Origin of the sequence: Eubacterium aggregans, assembly GCF_900107815.1 — a bacterium.
Taxonomy (GTDB): Bacteria; Bacillota; Clostridia; order Eubacteriales; family Eubacteriaceae; genus Eubacterium_O; species Eubacterium_O aggregans.
This window is the reverse complement of the sequence record NZ_FNRK01000008.1, coordinates 1-21,520: the sequence shown is the minus strand read 5'-3', so window position 1 is coordinate 21,520 and position 21,520 is coordinate 1. Positions and strand designations below refer to the sequence as shown.

At 54.7% G+C, this 21,520-nt stretch carries 22 protein-coding genes; 15 read left to right on the top strand and 7 right to left on the bottom strand.

Annotated elements, in window-relative coordinates; translation table 11 throughout:
* From accC to BLW33_RS05860, 11 genes are all read left to right on the top strand, one after another.
* Entirely contained in the window at window positions 1-1,398 is a 1,398-nt protein-coding gene (accC, locus tag BLW33_RS05910) for an acetyl-CoA carboxylase biotin carboxylase subunit (RefSeq protein WP_090306359.1), read from the top strand.
* Window positions 1,395-2,279: an acetyl-CoA carboxylase, carboxyltransferase subunit beta gene (gene accD / locus BLW33_RS05905; RefSeq protein WP_090306357.1), complete on the top strand. Its 885-nt coding sequence runs from the start codon at window positions 1,395-1,397 to the stop codon at window positions 2,277-2,279. Before accC ends, accD begins: the two co-directional genes overlap by 4 nt.
* The gene (locus BLW33_RS05900; protein WP_090306352.1) at window positions 2,276-3,253 is read left to right on the top strand and encodes an acetyl-CoA carboxylase carboxyltransferase subunit alpha; all 978 of its coding nucleotides are present in this window, start codon (window positions 2,276-2,278) and stop codon (window positions 3,251-3,253) included. Before accD ends, BLW33_RS05900 begins: the two co-directional genes overlap by 4 nt.
* Window positions 3,240-4,193: a beta-ketoacyl-ACP synthase III gene (locus BLW33_RS05895; RefSeq protein WP_090306349.1), complete on the top strand. Its 954-nt coding sequence runs from the start codon at window positions 3,240-3,242 to the stop codon at window positions 4,191-4,193. Before BLW33_RS05900 ends, BLW33_RS05895 begins: the two co-directional genes overlap by 14 nt.
* The gene (locus tag BLW33_RS05890; RefSeq protein ID WP_090306347.1) at window positions 4,186-5,118 is read left to right on the top strand and encodes a nitronate monooxygenase; all 933 of its coding nucleotides are present in this window, start codon (window positions 4,186-4,188) and stop codon (window positions 5,116-5,118) included. Before BLW33_RS05895 ends, BLW33_RS05890 begins: the two co-directional genes overlap by 8 nt.
* Window positions 5,115-6,182, top strand: coding sequence for an NAD(P)H-dependent flavin oxidoreductase (locus tag BLW33_RS05885; protein WP_090306344.1), 1,068 nt, complete (start codon window positions 5,115-5,117; stop codon window positions 6,180-6,182). Before BLW33_RS05890 ends, BLW33_RS05885 begins: the two co-directional genes overlap by 4 nt.
* Window positions 6,179-7,111, top strand: coding sequence for an ACP S-malonyltransferase (fabD, locus tag BLW33_RS05880; RefSeq protein ID WP_090306341.1), 933 nt, complete (start codon window positions 6,179-6,181; stop codon window positions 7,109-7,111). The genes BLW33_RS05885 and fabD overlap by 4 nt, the downstream gene beginning before the upstream one ends.
* Before the next feature lie 9 nt (window positions 7,112-7,120).
* Window positions 7,121-7,864 carry a 3-oxoacyl-[acyl-carrier-protein] reductase gene (gene fabG, locus BLW33_RS05875; RefSeq protein WP_090306339.1) on the top strand — a complete coding sequence of 248 codons (744 nt, stop codon included), beginning with the start codon at window positions 7,121-7,123 and terminating at the stop codon, window positions 7,862-7,864.
* 21 nt (window positions 7,865-7,885) lie between these two features.
* Window positions 7,886-9,127, top strand: a complete 1,242-nt coding sequence (gene fabF, locus BLW33_RS05870; protein ID WP_090306336.1) for a beta-ketoacyl-ACP synthase II — start codon at window positions 7,886-7,888, stop codon at window positions 9,125-9,127.
* Window position 9,128: 1 nt separating this feature from the next.
* On the top strand, window positions 9,129-9,560 hold the full coding sequence (gene fabZ, locus BLW33_RS05865; protein WP_090306333.1) for a 3-hydroxyacyl-ACP dehydratase FabZ: 432 nt from the start codon (window positions 9,129-9,131) through the stop codon (window positions 9,558-9,560).
* A gap of 90 nt (window positions 9,561-9,650) precedes the next feature.
* Window positions 9,651-10,103, top strand: a complete 453-nt coding sequence (locus BLW33_RS05860; RefSeq protein ID WP_090306330.1) for a MarR family winged helix-turn-helix transcriptional regulator — start codon at window positions 9,651-9,653, stop codon at window positions 10,101-10,103.
* Window positions 10,104-10,163: 60 nt separating this feature from the next.
* On the opposite strand, the gene BLW33_RS05855 is transcribed toward BLW33_RS05860, so the two are convergent.
* From BLW33_RS05855 to BLW33_RS05845, 3 genes are read right to left on the bottom strand one after another with little or no spacing between them, the layout of a single operon-like run.
* On the bottom strand, window positions 10,164-11,690 hold the full coding sequence (locus BLW33_RS05855) for a Ppx/GppA phosphatase family protein (protein ID WP_090306327.1): 1,527 nt from the start codon (window positions 11,688-11,690) through the stop codon (window positions 10,164-10,166).
* Entirely contained in the window at window positions 11,680-13,815 is a 2,136-nt protein-coding gene (locus BLW33_RS05850) for an RNA degradosome polyphosphate kinase (RefSeq protein ID WP_090306325.1), read from the bottom strand. The genes BLW33_RS05855 and BLW33_RS05850 overlap by 11 nt, the downstream gene beginning before the upstream one ends.
* The gene (locus BLW33_RS05845) at window positions 13,812-15,356 is read right to left on the bottom strand and encodes a Ppx/GppA phosphatase family protein (RefSeq protein ID WP_090306322.1); all 1,545 of its coding nucleotides are present in this window, start codon (window positions 15,354-15,356) and stop codon (window positions 13,812-13,814) included. Before BLW33_RS05845 ends, BLW33_RS05850 begins: the two co-directional genes overlap by 4 nt.
* A gap of 137 nt (window positions 15,357-15,493) precedes the next feature.
* On the opposite strand from BLW33_RS05845, the gene BLW33_RS05840 reads away from it, so the two are divergent.
* The gene (locus BLW33_RS05840) at window positions 15,494-16,198 is read left to right on the top strand and encodes a DUF554 domain-containing protein (protein ID WP_090306320.1); all 705 of its coding nucleotides are present in this window, start codon (window positions 15,494-15,496) and stop codon (window positions 16,196-16,198) included.
* A 38-nt stretch (window positions 16,199-16,236) separates the two neighbouring features.
* On the opposite strand, the gene BLW33_RS05835 is transcribed toward BLW33_RS05840, so the two are convergent.
* From BLW33_RS05835 to BLW33_RS05820, 4 genes are all read right to left on the bottom strand, one after another.
* A complete protein-coding gene (locus BLW33_RS05835; RefSeq protein ID WP_090242402.1) occupies window positions 16,237-16,410 on the bottom strand; it encodes a rubredoxin in 174 nt (57 codons plus the stop codon).
* 72 nt (window positions 16,411-16,482) lie between these two features.
* Window positions 16,483-17,415 (bottom strand): cation diffusion facilitator family transporter, encoded by a 933-nt coding sequence (locus tag BLW33_RS05830; RefSeq protein ID WP_338070073.1) that lies wholly within the window; start codon window positions 17,413-17,415, stop codon window positions 16,483-16,485.
* A gap of 55 nt (window positions 17,416-17,470) precedes the next feature.
* Window positions 17,471-18,313, bottom strand: a complete 843-nt coding sequence (locus BLW33_RS05825) for a deoxyribonuclease IV (RefSeq protein WP_090306315.1) — start codon at window positions 18,311-18,313, stop codon at window positions 17,471-17,473.
* 318 nt (window positions 18,314-18,631) lie between these two features.
* Window positions 18,632-19,441 (bottom strand): ZIP family metal transporter, encoded by an 810-nt coding sequence (locus BLW33_RS05820; RefSeq protein WP_090306312.1) that lies wholly within the window; start codon window positions 19,439-19,441, stop codon window positions 18,632-18,634.
* Window positions 19,442-19,646: 205 nt separating this feature from the next.
* Here BLW33_RS05820 and BLW33_RS05815 point away from each other — a divergent pair, with 205 nt between their 5' ends.
* The 3 genes from BLW33_RS05815 to BLW33_RS05805 all read left to right on the top strand — a co-directional run.
* A complete protein-coding gene (locus BLW33_RS05815; RefSeq protein ID WP_176966637.1) occupies window positions 19,647-20,363 on the top strand; it encodes a LytR/AlgR family response regulator transcription factor in 717 nt (238 codons plus the stop codon).
* Window positions 20,364-20,365: 2 nt separating this feature from the next.
* Window positions 20,366-21,223, top strand: coding sequence for a hypothetical protein (locus tag BLW33_RS05810; RefSeq protein ID WP_090306306.1), 858 nt, complete (start codon window positions 20,366-20,368; stop codon window positions 21,221-21,223).
* A 66-nt stretch (window positions 21,224-21,289) separates the two neighbouring features.
* The coding region (locus BLW33_RS05805) for a transposase (RefSeq protein ID WP_090306303.1) at window positions 21,290-21,520 on the top strand (231 nt) is incomplete at its 3' end.

Here is a 21,520-nt window from a genome sequence, read left to right as displayed (position 1 = left end):
ATGTTCCGGCGCGTACTTATCGCCAATCGCGGGGAAATTGCCCTGCGTATCCTAAGGGCCTGTCGGGATATGGAAATCGAAACCGTGGCGGTGTACTCCACGGCAGATGCCGATGCCCTTCATGTCCAGCTGGCGACCCATGGGGTTTGCATTGGCCCGCCCAAGGCGGCGGATAGCTATCTCAATGCCGATGCCCTGATCCAGGTGGCCCGTTCCACCCATTGCGATGCCATCCATCCGGGCTATGGCTTTCTTTCTGAAAATGCGGATTTTTCCGATGCCTGTGCCCGGGAGGGAATCACCTTCATCGGACCCACCGGTGCGGTCATCCGGAAGATGGGGAGCAAATCCGCCGCCCGCTCCCTGATGATGGCAAGTGATGTCCCGGTGGTGCCGGGGAGTGTGGGCTCCGTAACCGCCGATACCATTGGGGATATTGCCCAGGAAATCGGCTATCCGGTCCTCATTAAAGCCAGTGCTGGCGGTGGTGGCCGGGGAATGCGCCGGGTTTACGCTCCCGAGGAGCTGCTCCCATCCTTCTCTTCCGCCCAGAGCGAAACCATCGCCTGCTTTGGAGACGATGAGATGTATCTGGAAAAGCTGGTGGAACACCCCCGGCATATTGAATTCCAAATCATGGCAGATTCCCAGGGCCATGTAGTGCATCTGGGAGAACGGGACTGCTCCATCCAGCGTAAAAACCAAAAGCTCATGGAGGAAAGTCCCTCCAGAGCCCTTACCCCAGAACTTCGGGCACACATGGGGGCCCACGCCATCGCCGCTGCCAAGGCAGCCCATTATGTGGGAGCCGGCACCGTTGAATTCGTCCTTTCCCCCACCGGGGAGTATTATTTTATTGAAATGAACACCCGGATTCAGGTGGAGCACCCCGTGACGGAAATGGTGTGCGGCGTGGACCTAATCCGAGAACAGCTCCGGGTGGCGGCGGGCCTGTCCCTTTCCTTCACCCAGGAGGAGGTGGTCCAGCAGGGCTGGGCCATAGAATGCCGGATTAACGCAGAAGATCCCTTCCGGGATTTTGCCCCCTGCCCCGGCACCGCCAGCTTTATCCATTTTCCTGCAGGCTGTGGGGTCCGGGTGGATTCTGCCCTGTACACCGGCTACAGCCTAAGCCCCTACTACGACAGCATGGTGGCTAAGGTCATCGTCCACGGGAACAGCCGACTGGAGGCCATCCGCCGAATGCGCCGGGCCCTGGAGGAGCTGATTATCGAAGGCTTTACCACCACCGCAGAGCTGGACTACCTCATCCTCCATCACCCGGCCTTTGTCCGGGGGAGCTACGACACCAGCTTTTTAGACACGGAGCTCCCCGAACTCATGGAGTGGAATGCGGTGGGTGCCGGATTAGAACCGGTTAAGGAGGTCCGTCCATGAATCCATTTTTCAAAAAACAGCGGGATAAGATTTTTAAACTCAAGGCCCTGCGGGAGGGACAATCCACCCCAAGTCCCGCATCCATTTCCGAAACACAGCCCCTGGGGATTACCTGTCCAGCCTGCGGCCACACCTCCACTCTGGATGTCCTTAAAAAGCAGGACCAGGTGTGCCGCTGTGGCTACCATTATCCCCTGGATGCCCATACCCGTCTCCAGATTACCCTGGACCCGGGCACCTTCCACGATATTGGCCGCCACGTCCGTCCCTTTGATTGGCTGAGCTTTCCGGGCTACGCCCAGAAGCTGAAGTCCATCCAGGATACCACGGGTTTAACCGACGGCGTGGTATCCGGCCGGGGTCGAATTGACGGATTTCCTGTGGCCATCGCGGTAATGGATACCCGTTTCCTCATGGGCAGCATGGGGTCTGCTGTGGGTGAGAAAATCACCCTGGCCATTGAACTGGCTGCCAAGAAGAAGCTGCCCCTGATCATCTTCTGCGCCAGTGGCGGCGCCCGGATGCAGGAGGGCATTCTCAGCCTCATGCAAATGGCCAAAACCAGTGCCGCCCTCAAACGCTTCTCGGACCGGGGGGGCCTGTACATCAGCGTCCTCACCCATCCCACCACCGGTGGGGTAACGGCCAGCTTCGCCATGCTGGGGGACATCACCCTGGCCGAGCCGGAAGCCCTCATTGGCTTTGCGGGTCCCCGGGTGATCGAGCAGACCATTGGGGAAACCCTGCCCCAGGGCTTCCAGCGCAGCGAATTTCAGGAGGACCACGGCTTTGTGGATGCAGTGGTGGAGCGTCGGGAAATGCGGGATACCCTTCTGCGCCTCCTGCGCCTCCACGATCTAAAGGGAGGGACCGACCGATGATTGCAGAAATTGAAAAACGCATCCTCACCATTGACCAGGAGCTTAACGCCCTGGATCAGCCTGACTCAGATGCTGACCGCCTGCGCCGAACCCAGCTCCTGCGCAATAAAAAGGAAATGCTGGCCCTGTGCTTAGACCTCTCCCCTTCGGATAAGGTATATTTAGCCAGACACCCGGAGCGTCCCGGTGTGGTGGATTATATTGGCGCCTTGTTCACGGATTTCTTTGAACAGCGGGGGGACCGCCACTCTGGTGAGGACCCCAGTATTCTGGGGGGAATCGCCCGGTATAAGGGGCGGCCGGTGACGGTCATCGGCCACCGTAAGGGCAAGGATTTAAATGAAAACCTCCGATGCAATTTCGGGATGCCCTCCCCCGAGGGATACCGCAAGGCCCTGCGACTCATGCTGGCTGCCCAGAAGTTTGGCCGGCCCATCATTACCTTTATCGATACCCCAGGGGCCTACCCCGGTCTGGATGCTGAATCCAAGGGCCAGGGGGAGGCCATCGCCCGGAACCTCATGGAAATGAGCGGGCTGACGGTTCCCATCATCACCATCATTACCGGTGAGGGGGGCAGCGGCGGCGCCCTGGCCCTGGGGGTGGCCAATGGCATCTATATGCTAGAGCATGCGGTGTATTCGGTGCTCAGCCCCGAGGGCTTTGCCGCCATCCTCTGGAAGGATGCCGCCCGAAGTGAGGAAGCCTGTGGGGTGATGAAGCTCACCGCCCAGGATTTAAAAGCCTTGGATGTCATTGACGGCGTCATTCCGGAGCCCCTTGGTGGGGCCCACCGCAAACCCCGGGCTGTTTTTGATGCCGTGGACCAGATTATCGATTTGGAACTGCGGACCATGGAACGGGTAAGCGGCAATGAACTGGCCGCCCGACGTTATAAAAAATTCCGGGAGTTCGGCCAAAGCCTGCCCAAGGCCAGTATTTTCAAAAAGGAGAGCACCCATGAAGGGAATTGAACTCATCGCCACCGGACGGGGAACCCCGGGCCGACTGGTGACCAATGATAATCTGGCACAGTTCGTCGATACCAATGACGCCTGGATTCGGGAACGAACCGGCATCGTCAGCCGCTATTTCTGCGCTGAGAATGAAGGAGGGGTGGATTTAGCCACCCAGGCGGCACAGTCCGCCCTGTCCCACAGTGGGGTTTCCCCTGAATCCATTGGGGCCTGTATTGTCGCGACGGTGAGTCCGGACAGCATGACCCCCAGCACCGCCAATATGGTGGCGGCCCGGTTGGGGCTACCTCTGGATATCCCCAGCTTTGACATTGGGGCGGCCTGCTCCGGATTTTTATACGCCCTCCAAGTGGCCCAGGGACTGCTGACCCCAGCCCGCCCCTACGCCATCGTGGTGGGCTGCGAGGTCCTCAGCCGGCTCTTGGATTTTACAGACCGTTCCACCTGCGTGCTCTTTGGGGATGGTGCCGGGGCTGCCGTGGTAAAGCGCTGTGAGGATGCCGGCTATTACAGCGTCCTTGGGGCCGAGGCCGATCCGGAAGCCATTTTAGTGGAGGGGCCTGCCGCCCCAAAATCCACGATCCATATGGACGGCCGGAAGGTCTTTCGCTTTGCCGTCCAGGCCATTCCCAAGGTGATCCATGCCCTCTTAGAGCAAAGCGGCTTAAGCCTCTCCGACATCGATGAGGTAGTATGCCATCAGGCCAACTCCCGGATCATCGACCATGTCATTAAGAAGCTCAAGGCCGATCCCGCTAAATTTTATCAAAACATGGACCGTTACGGCAATACCAGCGCAGCCAGCATTCCCATGGCCTTGGACGAGCTGTCTGAGCTGGGGCGGCTGAAGCCTGGAGCCCGGATAATGTGCGTGGGCTTTGGCGCCGGATTGACCTGGGGTGGCGCCATTATTAGAAAGCAGAACTCATATGACTAAAATCAATACACTCTTAAAAACCGAATTTCCCTTTATCCAGGGAGGTATGGCCAATATTGCAACGGGTGCCTTTGCCGCCGCGGCTTCTAACGCTGGCGGCCTGGGCCTCATTGCCTCTGGGGGAATGGACGCAGAAACACTCCGCCGGGAGGTGCTGGCCTGTAAGGCCCTGACGGATAAGCCCTTTGGCTTAAATATCATGCTTATGAATCCCGATGCCGATGCCATTGCCGCCATGGCGGTGGAGGAGCAGGTCCCGGTGATGACCACCGGAGCCGGAAATCCCGGGAAGTATATGTCTGCCTTTAAGAGCGCTGGCATCATCGTCATCCCCGTGGTTTCCTCGGTGGTTTTAGCCCGGCGCCTGGTGGGTGCCGGAGCCGATGCCATTATTGCCGAGGGTCTGGAAAGCGGCGGCCACGTGGGGGATCTCACCACCATGGCCCTGGTTCCCCAGGTGGTGGATGCCGTGGATGTTCCGGTGATTGCCGCCGGAGGCATTGCCGATGGCCGCCAGCTTCTGGCCGCCTACGCCCTGGGAGCTTCCGGTGTCCAACTGGGAACCTGCCTGCTGGCCAGTGTGGAATGCCCCATCCACAAGAATTATAAGCAGGCCATTTTAAAAGCTGGTGACCGCAGCACCGTGGTCACTGGCCAGTCCGTGGGGGCACCGGTGCGGATTCTTAAAAACAAAATGTCCCGGACCTACCTGAAAATGGAGGCCGAGGGTGCCGATAAGATGTCCCTGGAGGAATTTACCCTGGGCAGCCTGCGCAAGGCGGTACTGGATGGGGATGTGGAAAACGGCAGTCTCATGGCCGGGCAGGTCAGCGGTATGATTAAAGAAATCCGCCCCCTGCGCCAGATTTTCGAGGATTTAGCCGCCGAGGCGGAGGCCACCCTCAAAGGATTATCCCAATTATGACAAAGCTACGAAATAAAAATTTAGAGCTGCCCCTCATCCAGGGGGGCATGGGTATTGGCATCTCACTAGGGGGGCTGGCTGGTGCTGTGGCCGCCTGTGGTGCCATGGGCTGTATCAGCACCGCAGTGACCGGCTTTGCCGAGGTGGACTTCGCCAAGCATCCCCAGGAGGCCAATCTGAGGAGCCTGACCCGGGAAATCCGCCGGGCCAAGGCCATTAGCGGTGGCCGGGGCCTGGTGGCCATCAATGCCATGGTGGCCACCACCCAGTACGATGAAGTCATTCCCACAGCCATTACCGCGGGGGTGGATGCCATTATCTCTGGTGCCGGACTCCCCAGCTCCCTGCCAGCCCTGGCCCGAGATGCGGATGTAGCTCTGGCCCCCATCGTCTCCGGTGGACGGGCCGCCAAGGTCATCTGCCGGCTCTGGGACCGCCACCACGGGGTGATTCCGGACTTTGTGATCCTGGAGGGCCCCATGGCTGGGGGCCATCTGGGATTTACCCCAAAGGTTCTGGAAACAGACCCCTTGCCCCGGCTGGACGACCTCCTAAAGGAGGTTCAGGACGCACTCCTTCCCTTTGAGCAGCAATACGGCCGGGCCATTCCGGTCTTTGTGGCCGGAGGGGTGTACGACGGTGAAGATATTGCCCACTACACCAAATTGGGAGCCGCCGGTGCCCAAATCGGGACCCGGTTCATCGCCACGGATGAATGTGATGCCAGCCTGATTTTTAAGGAAATGATGGTTTCCGCCAAGGCCGAGGATATCGTCCTGATCAAAAGCCCGGTGGGGATGCCGGGCCGGGCCCTAAACACCCCCTTAATCCAGGGGCTGGCCCAGGGCAAGCGCTTCCGCCCCAGGTTCTGCACCAATTGTCTGACCCCCTGTAACCCGGCAGAGACCCCCTATTGCATCTCCGCCGCTCTGATTGCTGCGGCCCGGGGGAATGTCTCCGAGGGACTCTTTTTCTGCGGCAGCAATGCCCACCGCATTTCTGAAATTGTGCCCGTCGCCCAATTGATCGACGAGCTGATGACCGATTGGAGGTTGTGCCAATGACCATGGCTTTTTTATACGCTGGCCAGGGCAGCCAGCACCTGGGAATGGGAAAGGATTTATACGAAACCACTCCCCTCTTCGCCCAGGTCTACGACAATGCCCCCCTGGATTTCGATTTGAAATCCCTCTGCTTTGACGGTCCGGAGAATCAGTTAAACGCCACGGAATACACCCAGCCCTGTATGGTGGCCTTTGCCATGGGCGTGACCGATGTACTCTACGCCGCCGGCGTCCGGCCGGATTACCTGGCGGGGCTTTCCCTGGGTGAATACTCCGCCCTCTATGCCGCCGGGGTCCTGGGGGCTGCCGATGCCCTTAAGCTGGTGGCCTTCCGGGGCCAGGCCATGGCCACCGCCGCCCAGGGTTTACAGGTGGGTATGGCCGCTATCCTGAACCTGGGCCGGGATGTTCTTGAGCCTATTTGTGTGGAAGCTTCTGCCCAGGGTTTAGTGGAAATCGCCAATTACAATTGCCCGGGACAGCTGGTCATCTCCGGTGAAGCCGCCGGTGTGGATGCGGCCTGTGCCCTGGCCAAGGCCGCCGGTGCCAGACGCTGCCTTCCCCTAAAGGTCAGCGGCCCCTTCCACACCAGCCTCATGGCTTCCGCCGGGGATGCCCTGGCGGAGCGCTTTACCAGCACCACCTTCGGCCCCATGACAATCCCCGTGCTGTTCAACTGCCTGGGGAACGAAAAAGGGCCCGGGGATTCTATCCCGGACCTCCTGGTCCGCCAGGTCCAAAGCAGTGTCTATATGGAGGATACCATCCGGGCCCTCATCCGCAAGGGGGTGGATACCATCGTCGAAATCGGGCCGGGGAAAGCCCTTTCTGGCTTTGTCCGCAAAACCGATAAGAGCATCCGCACCATCCCACTGGAAACCGCTGTTGAAATCGACGCGTTCATCCAGGAATTTGGAAACCGAAAATAGGAGAACACTATGAATGAAATCAAACGCGTGGCCGTGGTCACCGGCGGCAGCCGGGGCATCGGCCAGGCCGTCTGCCTGGCTTTGGCCAAAAAGGGCCTTTCCATTGTGGTTAACTATTCCGGCAACGCCGAAGCCGCCGCAGAAACAGTGGCCCAGTGTGAAGCCCTGGGAGCCGAAGCCATGGCCTTTAAAGCCAATGTTGCCGTGGCCGATGAGGTGGCCGCTCTGATGCAGGCAGCCACCGACCGCTTTGGCCGCATCGATGTGCTGGTGAACAACGCCGGCATCACCCGGGACAACCTCTTAATGCGCATGAGCGAAGCGGACTTTGACGCCGTGGTGGATACCAACCTCAAGGGGACCTTCCTCTGCATGAAGGCTGTCTCCCGGATGATGATGAAGCAGCGCTACGGCCGCATTATCAATATGAGCTCCGTGGTGGCGCTGCGGGGAAACCCCGGACAGATGAACTACGTGGCCAGCAAGGCCGGGGTCATCGGGATGACCAAAACCATGGCCAAGGAACTGGCCAGCCGAGGAATTACCGCCAACGCCATCGCCCCGGGATTTATTGAAACGGATATGACCGCCACCCTTACCGATGCCCAAAGGGCCGATATGACCACCACCATCCCCATGGCCCGCCCGGGTAAACCCGAGGATGTAGCCGCCGCCGTGGCCTTCTTTGCCGATGAGGCATCAGGCTACATCACCGGCCAGGTGCTCTGTGTCGATGGTGGCATGGCCGTCTAATTTCGCAGGAAAGGAATCACTATGACGAAACGAAGAGTTGTTATCACTGGCCTGGGTGCCGTTACTCCCCTGGGCAACACAGCGGCGGACAGCTGGTCCGCCGCCAGGGCTGGGGTTTGCGGCATCGGCCCCATCACCCTCTTTGACCCCGTAAACCACAAGGTCAAAATCGCCGGGGAGGTGAAGGATCTGGATATGGAAGCCTTCATTCCCAAAAAAGAAATCAAACGTATGGACCGCTGTACCCAGCTGGCGGTTATTGCCGCCCAGGGTGCCATGGCGGACAGTGGCCTGAATATGGCCTCTGAGGATGCCACCCGCTGCGCCGTCATCATCGGCAGCGGCATCGGTGGTCTGCGCACCACGGAGCTCCAGGAGGACCGTGGCCAGGAAAAGGGCTTTGACCGGGTCTCCCCCTTCTTTATTCCCATGGCCATTGCCAATATCGCCCCGGGGCAAATCGCCATCGCCCACGGCTTTAAGGGGATGTGCTCCTGTATCGTCACGGCCTGTGCCTCTAGTAACAATGCCATCGGCGATGCCTTCCGCCACATCCGGGACGGCTACGCCGAGGTGGTCCTTACCGGCGGTGCGGAATCCAGCATCACGCCCCTGGGCATGGGGGGCTTCACCAGTATGAAGGCCCTTACTACCGAGTCCGATGCCAGCCGTGCTTCGATCCCCTTCGATGCCGACCGCAGCGGCTTCGTCATGGGCGAGGGCTCTGGCATCCTTATTCTGGAAGAACTGGGCCACGCCCAAAACCGGGGTGCTAAAATCTACGGCGAAGTGGTGGGCTACGGCGCCACCTGTGATGCCCACCACATCACCGCCCCAGACCCCACCGGTGCCGGAGCGGCTGGGGCCATGGCCATGGCCCTGGCGGATGCAGACATCCCCCCGGAAGCCGTTGGCTATATCAACGCCCACGGCACCAGCACCCCCTTGAACGATGCCGGGGAAACCGCCGCGGTCAAGGCCGTTTTTGGGGCCCATGCTGAGAAGCTGTGCATGAGCAGCACCAAAAGCATGACCGGCCATCTCCTGGGGGCCACCGGTGGGGTGGAAGCCATCTTCACCACCCTTGCCTTAAGAGATCAATTCGTCCCCCCCACCATCGGCTACAAAAATCCCGACCCTGCCTGTGATTTAGACATCGTCCCCAATGTAGGCCGGACCGCAGCGTTCACCTATGCCCTGAGCAACAACCTGGGCTTTGGCGGTCATAACGCCGTGGTGCTTTTCAAACGCTGGGAGGCTTAGGATGCCAGAGCTGAATTCCAACGAAATCCAACAAATCATCCCCCACCGGTACCCCTTCCTCCTGGTGGATCGGATTACCGATTACGAGGCGGGTAAATGGGCCAAGGGCATTAAGTGCGTCTCCGCCGGAGAAATGTTTTTCATGGGGCATTTTCCCGAGCAGCACGTCATGCCTGGGGTTCTTATTTTGGAAGCCCTCGCCCAGGTGGGGGCCGTTGCCCTCCTATCCATGCCGGAATACGCAGGTAAAATTGCCCTCTTTGGTGGGGTGAAGAACGCCCGGTTCAAGGCTCAGGTCCGCCCTGGGGATGTCCTGGAAATGGAAACCGAACTGACCACCCTCCGGGGTCCCATGGGTATTGGCAGCGCCATTGCCCGGGTCAATGGCAAAACCGCGGCTAAGGCAGAACTGATATTCGCCATTCAGGCTTAGCATTACCTTACGTCCTGGGTGAAATCCCCTTTACGTGGTCCTGTCCACCTGCTATAATAAAAACAGAAAATGATTGCAAGGGGAGAACACATGCTGGAAACGGTATTTAAAGAATTGTACACAAAATTTAAACTGCATTTTTATAAGGAAGTCATGTCCCGGTTCCAGGAGCGAGAGGCCAGCTTGACCACGGTGGAGACCTTTTGTATGGAGACCATCATGGCCTTGGGACGGCCCACCGTCAACGAATTCGCCACTTTTTTAGAGATTTCCTCCCCCAACGCCACCTATAAAGTCAACCAGCTGGTAGGTAAGGGCTATCTCAAAAAGGTGCGTTCGGAGCAGGACAAGCGGGAGTACCATCTCCAGGTGACCAAGAAGTATATTGACTACTACAACATTACCAACCGCTATGTCAGCGAAGTCATGGCACGGGTCCGGGACCGTTTCTCCCCGGAAGAGCTCAAGCAATTTGAAGGGGTGCTGCGCATCATCGACGAAGAGCTGATGAGCGAGCTGCCGACGCCGCATACAGAGGTATAAAAAATCCACTGTGCAGATCATGCACAGTGGATTTTACTTTTTTATCCCTATATAACCGCTTTATTTTACAATCTCATTCTCAATCACAAGCTCCTTGCCCATCACCCGCTTGAATTTCTTGCCGCACTCACTGATAATCATATCCGTAAAGACGGAGGCTTCCTTACTGGTGACATGGAGAACGACGGCATCCTCCTGGATGTCACAGGATAAATCCGTGACAATGCCGTCCATGCTGCGGTCCAGATACTCGGCAATTTGCAGGAACAGGCTGAGCAAATCGATGATTTCCAAGTCCTTTTTATCCAGCATGGAGGTATAAATGGCATCAATTTTTATTTTTTTCTGGGTCCGGTGATTCAGAGCCACAAAGGCGCTCATGAGCAGTTCCTTCTGGGTCAGGCCGTTGATCCCCGCACTCAGGATCAGATAAAAGCTGTGCTCATGGTGGTTATTGTACTGGATCATGATACCCGCATCGTGGAGCATGGCGCTGGTCTTCCGAATACGATCCAGGCTGCCATTCACCCCATGGATGGGCTCAAGCTGGGTATAGAGCTGATCGGACAGCTTATAGATATGCCGGGCGTGGGGAATATTCACCGTAAAACGATCCACGGCATAGCCCAGGGAGGATTCAAAGATATTATCAATGAGATCCCCCTCGGTGCGGCCGAAGTAGGTGTAGATCAGGCCATCCCGGACCCCGGCATCGGAGATGATGAGGGACTTTGAGCCAATGCGCTCCATGACCATCATGACAGCATGGCTGGCCCCAATGAAAATATCACTGCGTCCCTTGGACAGGCCCTTGAGTTCCCGGCGGCCCTCCAGATCAAGCTCCGCCGCGGTCTTGCAGACGCTCTCCACTGCATCCAAATCCATCTGGTAATTATGGGCGATTTCCAGGGGGTAATCCAGGGCCCGGCGGTGGATACGGCCCATATTCCGGATAGTGCCGCCCACCCCCAGAACCGGCAGGCCCTTGGCCTTTTTGAATAAATCGTACTGGCACAGGGCCCCATCCAGGAAGGCCGACAGGCGATCCAGCTTTTCCGGGGTGGCCACATCGGCCAGATCGAATTTTTCCGCCAGGTCGATGGAGCCAAAGGGCAGGCTGATGGCATCCACCTTCTGCCGATCCTTAATGAGGACGAATTCCACACTGCCGCCGCCAATGTCCATAAGCAGGGCATCCTGGATATCGATGCTGTTAATGGTCCCCAGGTAATCCATCTGGGCTTCCATTTCTCCGGGGATCACCTGGATATCGATGCCCACCTTTTCCCTGATCCGTTCGACAAATTCCCCTCCGTTCTCTGCCTTCCGCACGGCGGCAGTGGCCACCGCCACCACCTCGATGAGGCCGTAGGCATCGCACATCCGGGCGAACATGGCCAGGGTTTCCTCCCCCAGGGCCATACGCTCCTCACTTAAGCGTCCGGTTTCACTCAATCCTTCACACAGCCGCACATTGACCTTGGCATCGTCAATAATGGTATAATTGCCATAGTCGTCGTAGCATTTGGCCACCACCAAATGGACGCTGTTGGAGCCAATGTCAATGACGCCAATATTATTCTTCATGATTCTCCCTCACGGTTCCCTGGATTGCTTTTCTCGCAGTTTCAAAGCGTTCTTCGGCTTCGCGGCAAAAATAATCCTGACATTCAAGGAGTACCTTACCCCTTTTGTCCATTCTAACATATTCCCCGGACTTTGTCATAATCCGGGTCTTGATGGAATCCTGCCAGGTTTTCTCCAGAATGTGAAAGAGCTCTTTCTTTAAATCCTCATCTTCTACGGGAAAGAGGGTTTCGATGCGGCGATTTAAGTTCCGCTGCATCCAATCCGCACTGGAGAGGTAGATTTCCTCCTCCCCCTGATTGTAGAAATAATAAATCCGGCTGTGCTCTAAGAAGGTACCCACAATGCTGTGGACCGTAATGTTTTCGCTGATCTCTGGAATCCCAGGAATCAGGGAACACATCCCCCGGATAATCAGGTGGATTTCCACCCCGACCTGGGAGGCTGCGTAGAGCCGTTCCACAATATCATCGTCGATGAGGGCATTCATCTTGGCGATGATTAGACCCTTCCCCCCCATACGCACATTGTCCATTTCCCGGGAAATCATCCGAGTAAAGGCATCCCGCATGGTGGTGGGTGCCACCTCGAGTTTATTCCATAGGGTGTAATGGCTGTAGCCTGAGAGCAGGTTAAAGAGGGTAGACACATCCGAAGCATAGCTTTCCTTGGCGGTAAGCATCCCCATATCCGTGTACAGCCCCGCGGTGACATCATTGTAATTGCCAGTGCCCAAATGAACGTAGCGGCGGATGCCCTCACTTTCCTTGCGCACCACCAGGATCATTTTGCAATGGATTTTAAGACCCACCAGACCGTAGATGACATGGCAGCCGGCTCGTTCCAGTTTTTTCGCCCAGACGATATTATTGGCTTCATCAAATCGGGCCTTTAGCTCTACCAGCACTGTCACCTGCTTGCCGTTTTCTGCCGCCTGGATCAGGGCTGCGATAATGGGGGAATCCCCACTGACCCGGTACAGGGTCTGCTTGATAGCCAGCACATCCGGGTCCATGGCCGCCTGGCGGACGAAGTCCACCACGGTGTCAAAGGATTGATAGGGGTGATGTAGGAGCCGATCCTTCTCCCGGATGACTTCAAAAATATCATCCTGTCCGTAGAAATCCGCCGATGGCATGGGCTTCCAGCCCTTGGCCCGGAGCCCCTCAAACTCCGGACGCCCCTGGAATTTCATAAAACAAGTCAGGTCCAGGGCCCCCTTAAGCTCATACACATAGGGCGCCTCAATATCCATTTCCTCCATGAGCTTCTTCAGCGCTTTTTTATTAAAGCCCTTCTCAATCTCAATCTTGATACAGGCCCCCCATTTTCGCTGTTTAATGGATTTTTCAATCTCGATGAGGAGGTCCTCGGCTTCATCCTCATCAATGGCCAGGTCCCCATTTCGGGTAATACGGAATTCACCAATATGGCGCACCTCATACCCGGGGAACAAATCCCCGGCGTGGGGCCTGATGATATCTTCGATAAAGATATAACGGCGATTGTCCCCCTCCTCAGTTTTAGGCAGGGCGACGATGCGTTCCAGCACCCGGGGGATTTCCAAGAAGGCCATGAATGACTCCTCATCCTCCCCCTTCTTTTTTTTCTTCTTATTTAAATCACACTGGGTATCCGCCAGCTGGATACATAAATATACCTGATTATTTTTAAGAAGCGGGAAGGGCCGGCTGTTGTCCACCGCCTGGGGAGTCAGCACCGGGTAGCAGAATTCGCTGAAATATTGGCCGATGTACTCCTGCTCTTCGGGGGTGAGGTCCCCGTACTCCGTCAGCTCGATTCCCAGCTGGCTAAGCTCCGGGATCAGGGATTTGTTCAGGCAATTATACTGCCGTTTCATCATCTCATGGGTGATGGCGTTTAGTTCAGCCAACTGCTCCACCGGGGTTTTGCCATCCAGGCCTTTTTTAGTATAGCCCACCCCGATCTGGTCCATGATCCCGGCGATCCGCACCATAAAGAACTCATCGAGGTTGGAGGCGGTGATGGCCAGGAATTTAAAGCGGTCCATGACAGGGCTTGTCTTATCATAGGCCTCTTCCAGGACCCGATAGTTAAAATCCAGCCAGCTCCGTTCCCGATTGATGTATAAATTTTCTCTCATATGCTCACCCTCTTTACACGTAAACTTGGTTCGATGCCGTAGACGTCCTTCATGGCCTGGGCCCCTAGGGCAAAATAGTATTCCTCCAGCTGGATATTGCCCTTGGTCTGTACCGTCACCTCAAAGGCCTTAGCATCGAGGTGGCACCGGATCTTATCCACCCTTTGCTTATGGCTTTTATCCAGAGCCGTGGCCAGCTTAAGGATGGCGATGATCTTGGCCACCTGGAGGCGCTCCGCCACCCGCAGCTCCTCGTCATCCTCCACCTTCTCAAAAGTGGCCAGACGTACCCCGTCCACAATCCGTCCCAACACCCTTTTTTCCCGGGCATCCAGTCCGATGATATCTGAGCTCTCGATAATGCGGCGGTTTAAACAGCCCCCATCATCCTCTCCGACGAAGCGCCCGATATCCAGCAGGATGGCAGCCAGCCTTAGGAACTGCTCCTCGGCCCGGCCCATTTGGTACTGACCCTTGAGGGCCCCGAAGAGACGCAGGGCAATTTTTTCCACCGCTGCATTATGGGCCTGATCCACCAGATATCGCTTGGCCATGTACCGTGCCGAGGCGATGCTGCTGGCATCAATCCATTTATCCAGCTCCCTTGTCTTTCCAATACCCAGCTTGAATTCCAGTTGGGCATCACACACGGATAACCGCACCAGCTTTACCTGATGCACCCCGGTATCCGCCATGAGCTTCAGCACCAACAGCAGGGTGTGGCGGATGGTTTCTGCCTGATAGGGACCCAGGACCGAGTATCGCTTCTGGAGCTGTCCGGCGGATAAGTTTGATATTTCTTTACGCAGTTTCGTCAAGGCAGCTTCCGACACTTCAAAATAGCCCTCTGGCGCTGGCTTAATCTCACAAAGGGCCGCCAGTTTTTCCACATCGTGGGAGGTGACCACCAAATTGGCCACGGACCGCTTCTCCAGATTCTTTTTAAAATCCCGGGTGCGGATGGCGATAAAATCCGTCAGCAGGGATTCAAAATTCCCAGTCCGCTCCTCCATGGTTTTATATAAAGCCATCAGCTTAAGATAACCCATTTCTTCATTCTGCAAGGTGGTGATGGTGCCCCCGCTGACGAGGGCCACGGCAATGCTCCCGCTGGAAATGGCGGTCAGCACCGTATCCTCCTCTGGTGCGAGGATTTCCTGGCCGCAGATATGGGCCATATATCGAAAGAGCAGCTCTGTTTCCTCCTCCCGTTTGAGAAGGCGGACCGAATGCCCACCGGTAAACACCCGGATTTGCTCCAATACATAATCCCGATTAATGGCCTCCCTCAGGGCGGCGGTTCCGATAATCTCAATTTCATCCACCGCCGAAGCCTCAGCGATTTCAATATATTCATTTAAAATCCGGCTCAGGGCATAAACCGATTGGAAGGTGATGGTCCCCCGGGAAAAGCTTTGCCTTCCAAAGTCGATGGGGTACATGGTTCGGTCCAAAATGTTAATGGTACCCTTGCCCCGCTGGCCCACCACCATCTCACATTTACTGGAACCAATATAGATTGCTGCAAAGCGTTTAATCATGGTTTTTCATTTCCCTCCAATCTCAAGAATAGTAATGCTATTATAACACTAAAAAGAAAAAGCTTTTTTAAAGAGTCGGTAAAATTGAAGTAAAAATATGCTATCATAGATTCAGACAAAAATAAGGGAGGTCATCCATGCTCGGTACCATCATCAACGTCAGCGCCATTGCTGGCGGCAGCTTTCTCGGCTTACTACTAAAAAAAGGCATTCCCCCGCGCTTTTCAAACACCATTACCCACGGCCTTAGCCTGGGAATCTTTTTAATCGGTATTACCATGGGAATCCAAACAGAAAACATCCTCATCCCCCTGGTCTCTGTTGCCCTGGGGGCCCTTATCGGAGAAGGGCTCCGGGTGGAGCAGCACCTGGAACACGCCGGCGCACGCCTCCAGGATCGCTTTTCCCAGGGGGATGGCAGCACCTTTGCCGAGGGATTTGTCACCGCTACCCTGCTCTACTGCACCGGCTCCATGGCCATTATGGGCTCCATTGCTGATGGGATTTCCGGGGATATCACCATTCTAGCCACCAAGGCCCTCCTCGATGGTATTTTCTCCATCATCCTCACCTCTACCCTGGGCATCGGCGTACTGTTTTCCATCATCCCGCTGTTTATTTATCAAGGCTGCATCACCATGGCCGCAGGCGTGGTCGAGCCTTTTCTGACCCAAAGCATGATTGCTGAAATGAATGCTGTTGGCGGTATCTTAATGCTGGGCATCGCCTTTAATTTGCTGGATATCAAAAAAATCGCCCTGGGCAATCTCTTACCAGGCGTTTTTTTGCCCGTACCTATTTTGTGGCTGTTGGGGATGCTGCCAGCCTGGATGGGTGCATAAAAAAAGCCACGGTGGCCAATTGGCCACCATGGCTTTTTTTACGCAGAAACTTCTCTTTTTTCAAGAAATACATCAATCCCAATCCCACAGGTTGGACAAAACCATTCCTGGGGTAGGTCTTCGAATGCGGTTCCCGGAGCAATATTATTCTCTGGATCGCCCAACTCGGGATTGTAGATATAACCACACAGGTGGCATTCGAATTCTTGCATTTCACACCTCCACATTACATTAAAACTGCATTAATGATAGTCCTTTGGCACCTAATTTGCAAGGACAATTTTTTAACTTAAGGAATCTCTTTCTTTGGGATTCCCCGCGGGATTCACATGGATCATGCAATGCTTCAGGGTCGGGTATTTTTCCTCCAGGGCGTCGTGGATTTCTTCCGCGATGCTGTGGGCCGCCTGAAGGCTCATGGCCCCATCCATGGCGATTTCCAAATCCACATAAAAGCTGGAGCCAAAGGTCCGGGTGCGTAAATCGTCGATGCCCTCAACCTTGGGGTAGGCAGCCACCAGCTGCCGGATTTCCACTTCAGTCTCTTTATCCACCGAGGTATCCAGCATCTTGCTAATACTGTCCTTCCCGATATCAAAGGCCACCTTGATGACCATGAGGGCAATGACCACCGCGGCCAAAGGGTCCAGAATAGGATAACCCAGCCGTGCCCCGGCAATCCCCACCAAGGACCCAATGGAGGATAGGGCATCGGAACGGTGATGCCAGGCATCCGCCTGGAGAGCACCAGAATTAATCTTCTTTGCCGCCCCCCGGGTGTACCAATACATCCACTCCTTGACCACAATGGAAATGGCGGCGGCCACTAGGGCCAGCATTCCCGGTACTTCAAGGGGAGAGGTGTTGGCTCCGATAATCTTTTCAATCCCGGCCCAGCCGATTCCCAGACCCGTCAGGCATAAAATAACGGCTAAAAAGATCGCCGCCACACACTCCAGGCGATCGTGGCCGTATTGGTGACCCTCATCCTTCTCCTTGCTGGATACATTTACCCCTACAATAACCACAAAGGTCGACAGCACATCCGATGCCGAGTGGACCGCATCGGAGATCAGGGCCCCGGAATGGGCAAGTACCCCAATGACAAATTTTAATATTGAAAGGGCGATATTGATAATGATCGATACCACCGACACCCGCATGGCGATTTTCTTATTCTCCTGCTGGACATCCGTTGTCTTTATTTGTTTGTTCACTTTTTTCACTTCATTTCATTTTGCTATCCAGTATATGATTCACTGATTCTGTTTGTCAAAACTGAGCGGCAGCCTCCCGTAAAAACTCAATTTCCCGGGCATAGTCCGCCACCTTTTCCTGGGGGGTCTCTAAAAAGAAGGGTTTATCCCTTAGGGCCGGATGGGATACGATGGCAGCAAAGGCTCCTTCTCCCAGGCTTCCCTCCCCCAGACGGGCATGACGGTCCTTATGGCTTTCGAAGGGGGTCATGCTGTCATTTAAATGCAGGGCCTTGAGGCGGTGGAGCCCCACCACCTGGTCAAAGTCCTCCAGCACTGCCTCTAACTGTGCCGCGACATCGTACCCCGCCGAAAAAATATGGCAGGTATCCAGACACACCCCCATATGCTTTTCAAGGGTAACCCCATCAATAATGGCCCGAAGCTCTTCAAACCGGCTGCCGATTTCACTGCCCTTGCCGGACATGGCCTCCAAAAGCACGGTGGTGCTCTGCTCCGGCTGTAGGCACTCGTTTAAAATATCCGTAATCCACTGTATGCCCTGCTCACTTCCCTGGCCCACATGGCTGCCCGGATGAAAATTATACAGATGACAGGGGAGCTCCTCTAAACGGGCCAGGTCCTCGGTAAAGGCCCGCCTGGCAAAATCCCGGGTTGCCGCACTGGCCGAGGCCATGTTGAGGGTGTAGGGTGCATGGGCCAGTAAAGGACCGAAATGATGGACCTCCATCATCTGCCGCAATCCCTCGACATCCACGGGGTCCAGGGCCTTGGCATTGCCCCCCCGGGGATTTCGGGTAAAAAATTGAAAGGTATTGGCCCCAATGGACACCGCCTCCTGGCCGGCTTTCTTAAAGCCCTTGGCAATGGAGAGATGGGGACCGATGATTAAAGTCATAGTCTACTCGCTTTCTAAAGGATCACAAGTTCTACCGATTTTCTTATTTTTCCTTCGGAAAAAATCGGTCTCACTTGCGTAACATTGGGCACCGCAGACCATTCGCTCACGCTCATAAGACGGTCTGCTATGCCTTTGCTTTGATGCTTCGCATCTTTGCAAAGTCAGCGAATGGATCACAAGTTCTACCGATTTTCTTATTTTTCCTTCGGAAAAAATCGGTCTCACTTGCGTAACATTGGGCACCGCAGACCATTCGCTCACGCTCATAAGACGGTCTGCTATGCCTTTGCTTTGATGCTTCGCATCTTTGCAAAGTCAGCCCAATGCCACATCCAAAAACATCATGACGGCAAAGCCGACGATGACGCCCATGGTGGCGAAGTCGCCTTCACCGTCGTGGCCCAGCTGGGATTCGGGGATGAGCTCTTCCGCCACGACGTAGATCATGGCACCGGCTGCGGCGGCCAGGGCATAGGGCAGCATAGGCTCAATATACACTACGGCAGCCGCCCCGATGACGGCGGCAATGGGCTCCACCATTCCGGAAAATTGGCCGTACATGAAGGACTTCGTCCGACTGAGATTTTCTCTTCTCAGGGGGATGGAGACCGCCGCCCCTTCTGGAAAATTCTGTAGTCCAATCCCCACCGCCAGGGAAATGGCCCCAGCCAGGGTCATCCCGGCGTTACCTGAGGCCAGCCCCCCAAAAGCCACCCCCACAGCAAAGCCCTCGGGAATATTGTGGAAAGTAATGGCCAGTACCAGCAGCACACTGCGCTGCCAGGAGGTGTGGATTCCTTCTTCATGGCCACTCCCCGGGTGGATGTGGGGCATTAGCTTATCCACTAGCCATAGAAAACCACTCCCCCCTAAAAAACCAGCCAATGCCGGAAACCAAACAGGCAGAGCACCGCCCTCAGACATGGCGATGGCCGGAGCCAGCAAGGACCAAAAGCTGGCGGCAATCATGACCCCAGCGGCAAAGCCCAGCATTACATTTAAAACCTTTTTATTGATTTCCTTGAAAAAGAACACCGTCGCCGATCCCAGGGCGGTGACCCCCCAGGTAAAAATCCCTGCCAAAAGCGCAGCCAATACCGGCGGTATCGATTGTATCACTCCCATAATTCCAATTTCCTTCTTTCATCTAAATTCATTTTTATTTACATATTATAACCTATGAAGCTTCGTCTGTCACAGCTTCCTTAGCCCATAGTGGTATTATACCTCATTTGTTTGTTAGAATCAACTAACAAATAACATTATTCTTCTTTTTTCATCGCCACACCCTTAAAATATGCTATACTGTAGAAAAAACAAGGAATGCATCATGAACTTTGCAATTTGTGACGATTGCGCCAGGGATTTACAAGCCCTGCGCCTTTTATTAGAACAATACTGTCAAAATATCGGGAGTACATCCCATATTGATGATTATCCTTCTGGAGAGACACTGCTGGCCGCCGAGAATCTGACCCGCTATGACGTCTTCTTTTTAGATATCTACATGGATGGTTTGAGTGGGCTACAGATTGGAAAGACCCTTCGGGAGTTAGCCCCTCAAAGCAGCATCATTTTTATCACCAGCAGTGAGGAGCACGCCCTGGAATCCTACGGGCTTCAAGCTGAGGGGTACCTGGTAAAGCCTGTAGGATTTTCGGATCTGGCCACTCTTTTGAACCGCCGCCTTTCCCACCTCCCTAAGATGGGGGAAACCCTTCGAATTATCTCCAATCGGCTGACCCTGGATATTCCCATTTCCCAGATTTTATATATTGAGGTTTTTAATAAAAAAAGCTTGATTCACACTGCGGAAGGTGTCTTCACAACCTACACACCCCTGGCAAAGCTTTCCCAGGAGCTGCCCTCGGAGCATTTTATGCGCTGCCATAAAAGCTTTTTAGTCAATATGGAAGCCATCATCTCCACAGGAAAGGATGCTTTCTTACTTGAGGATGGCACCTCCATCCCTATATCCACCCGGGAAAGCAAACGGCTTCGGGAGCTCTATAACGATTGGTTTTGGGCCAAAGCCCGGAGGTCGTAGCCATGGACCTTTATTATCTGTTTTCCGTCGCCCTGTATTCCCTCCTGAATTATCTGCCCTATCTTGTCCTCATCCTCATTCCCTTTGAGGACTTTTTGCGTTTTTCCAAAAGAACCACCATTCTACTCATCATCGTCGCCTGCACTCTTCAAATCGCCACGGGAATATGGGTAGCTACCTTCGATACCGGTAAAATTGCCAGTATTCTCTCCATCGCAGTCAATTTATTTTTTATTCTGCTGAATATTAAAGCCCAGCCGGGGAAGCTTGTTTTTTTGCTTCTCATGGTTATTTGTTATGCCGATTTGGTCGTTATTGCGGCAAAGTTTCTGGAATCCCTCCTCTTTCCAGCCCAATTCGCCATTACCTACCACATTACCTTCAGCCTGACTACCACCATCACCCTCATTTTATCCTATCCTTTCATCCTCTATTATTTTAAAAAGCGCATGGCGCCGGTCATGGGGTACGAGGGCCACCAGGACTCCTGGCGTTATTTATGGCTGGTCCCCTCCACTTTCTTTTTATTCTACTACTATCTGGTGTTTGCCAACCCCGCTGCCAATTCTTTTTTAGGCTCCACCACGAGTTTCATCTTTATTCTTCTTATTAATATAGGGATGCTCTTTACCTTCGAGCTCATTGTCCGGATGTTAAAGGATGAACAGCATAACCTGGCCCTCATCCAGGAGAACCAGCTTTTGGCTGCCCAGTCCCGTCAAAATGAAGTTATGCTGGAACGGGTGGAGCAGGCCACGCAGCTCCGACACGATATGCGCCATCATATCAATGCCACCATGGCCTTTCTCGATCAAAAGGATCTCGAGGGGTTAAGGCACTATATTGGTGTTAGAATTTAAATAGTACAAAGTAAAATGAGATATCCCCTAGAAATATTGTATAATCAACATATGGAGGAACTCATTATGCCAAGAACAAACAAGCAACACACCAAACAGTTCAAGTTAGACGCAATCAACTATCGAAAGGAGCACCCTGATCTGACACAGATTGAATGTGCCAAAAATCTGGGTATCGCGACAAGCACCTTGGCTCGTTGGGAATCCCAATTTCGAAACAATGAAGGTGACATTCCCGTACGTGGATCCGGTAACTATCAATCTGACGAAGAAAAAGAAATCGCTAGACTCAAACGT

Coding starts and splice junctions, on each gene's coding strand:
- accC (WP_090306359.1), top strand. CDS start 1: ATGTTCCGGCGCGTACTTATCGCCAATCGCGGGGAAATTGCCCTGCGT.
- accD (WP_090306357.1), top strand. CDS start 1,395: ATGAATCCATTTTTCAAAAAACAGCGGGATAAGATTTTTAAACTCAAG.
- BLW33_RS05900 (WP_090306352.1), top strand. CDS start 2,276: ATGATTGCAGAAATTGAAAAACGCATCCTCACCATTGACCAGGAGCTT.
- BLW33_RS05895 (WP_090306349.1), top strand. CDS start 3,240: ATGAAGGGAATTGAACTCATCGCCACCGGACGGGGAACCCCGGGCCGA.
- BLW33_RS05890 (WP_090306347.1), top strand. CDS start 4,186: ATGACTAAAATCAATACACTCTTAAAAACCGAATTTCCCTTTATCCAG.
- BLW33_RS05885 (WP_090306344.1), top strand. CDS start 5,115: ATGACAAAGCTACGAAATAAAAATTTAGAGCTGCCCCTCATCCAGGGG.
- fabD (WP_090306341.1), top strand. CDS start 6,179: ATGACCATGGCTTTTTTATACGCTGGCCAGGGCAGCCAGCACCTGGGA.
- fabG (WP_090306339.1), top strand. CDS start 7,121: ATGAATGAAATCAAACGCGTGGCCGTGGTCACCGGCGGCAGCCGGGGC.
- fabF (WP_090306336.1), top strand. CDS start 7,886: ATGACGAAACGAAGAGTTGTTATCACTGGCCTGGGTGCCGTTACTCCC.
- fabZ (WP_090306333.1), top strand. CDS start 9,129: ATGCCAGAGCTGAATTCCAACGAAATCCAACAAATCATCCCCCACCGG.
- BLW33_RS05860 (WP_090306330.1), top strand. CDS start 9,651: ATGCTGGAAACGGTATTTAAAGAATTGTACACAAAATTTAAACTGCAT.
- BLW33_RS05855 (WP_090306327.1), bottom strand. CDS start 11,690: ATGAAGAATAATATTGGCGTCATTGACATTGGCTCCAACAGCGTCCAT.
- BLW33_RS05850 (WP_090306325.1), bottom strand. CDS start 13,815: ATGAGAGAAAATTTATACATCAATCGGGAACGGAGCTGGCTGGATTTT.
- BLW33_RS05845 (WP_090306322.1), bottom strand. CDS start 15,356: ATGATTAAACGCTTTGCAGCAATCTATATTGGTTCCAGTAAATGTGAG.
- BLW33_RS05840 (WP_090306320.1), top strand. CDS start 15,494: ATGCTCGGTACCATCATCAACGTCAGCGCCATTGCTGGCGGCAGCTTT.
- BLW33_RS05835 (WP_090242402.1), bottom strand. CDS start 16,410: ATGCAAGAATTCGAATGCCACCTGTGTGGTTATATCTACAATCCCGAG.
- BLW33_RS05825 (WP_090306315.1), bottom strand. CDS start 18,313: ATGACTTTAATCATCGGTCCCCATCTCTCCATTGCCAAGGGCTTTAAG.
- BLW33_RS05820 (WP_090306312.1), bottom strand. CDS start 19,441: ATGGGAGTGATACAATCGATACCGCCGGTATTGGCTGCGCTTTTGGCA.
- BLW33_RS05815 (WP_176966637.1), top strand. CDS start 19,647: ATGAACTTTGCAATTTGTGACGATTGCGCCAGGGATTTACAAGCCCTG.
- BLW33_RS05810 (WP_090306306.1), top strand. CDS start 20,366: ATGGACCTTTATTATCTGTTTTCCGTCGCCCTGTATTCCCTCCTGAAT.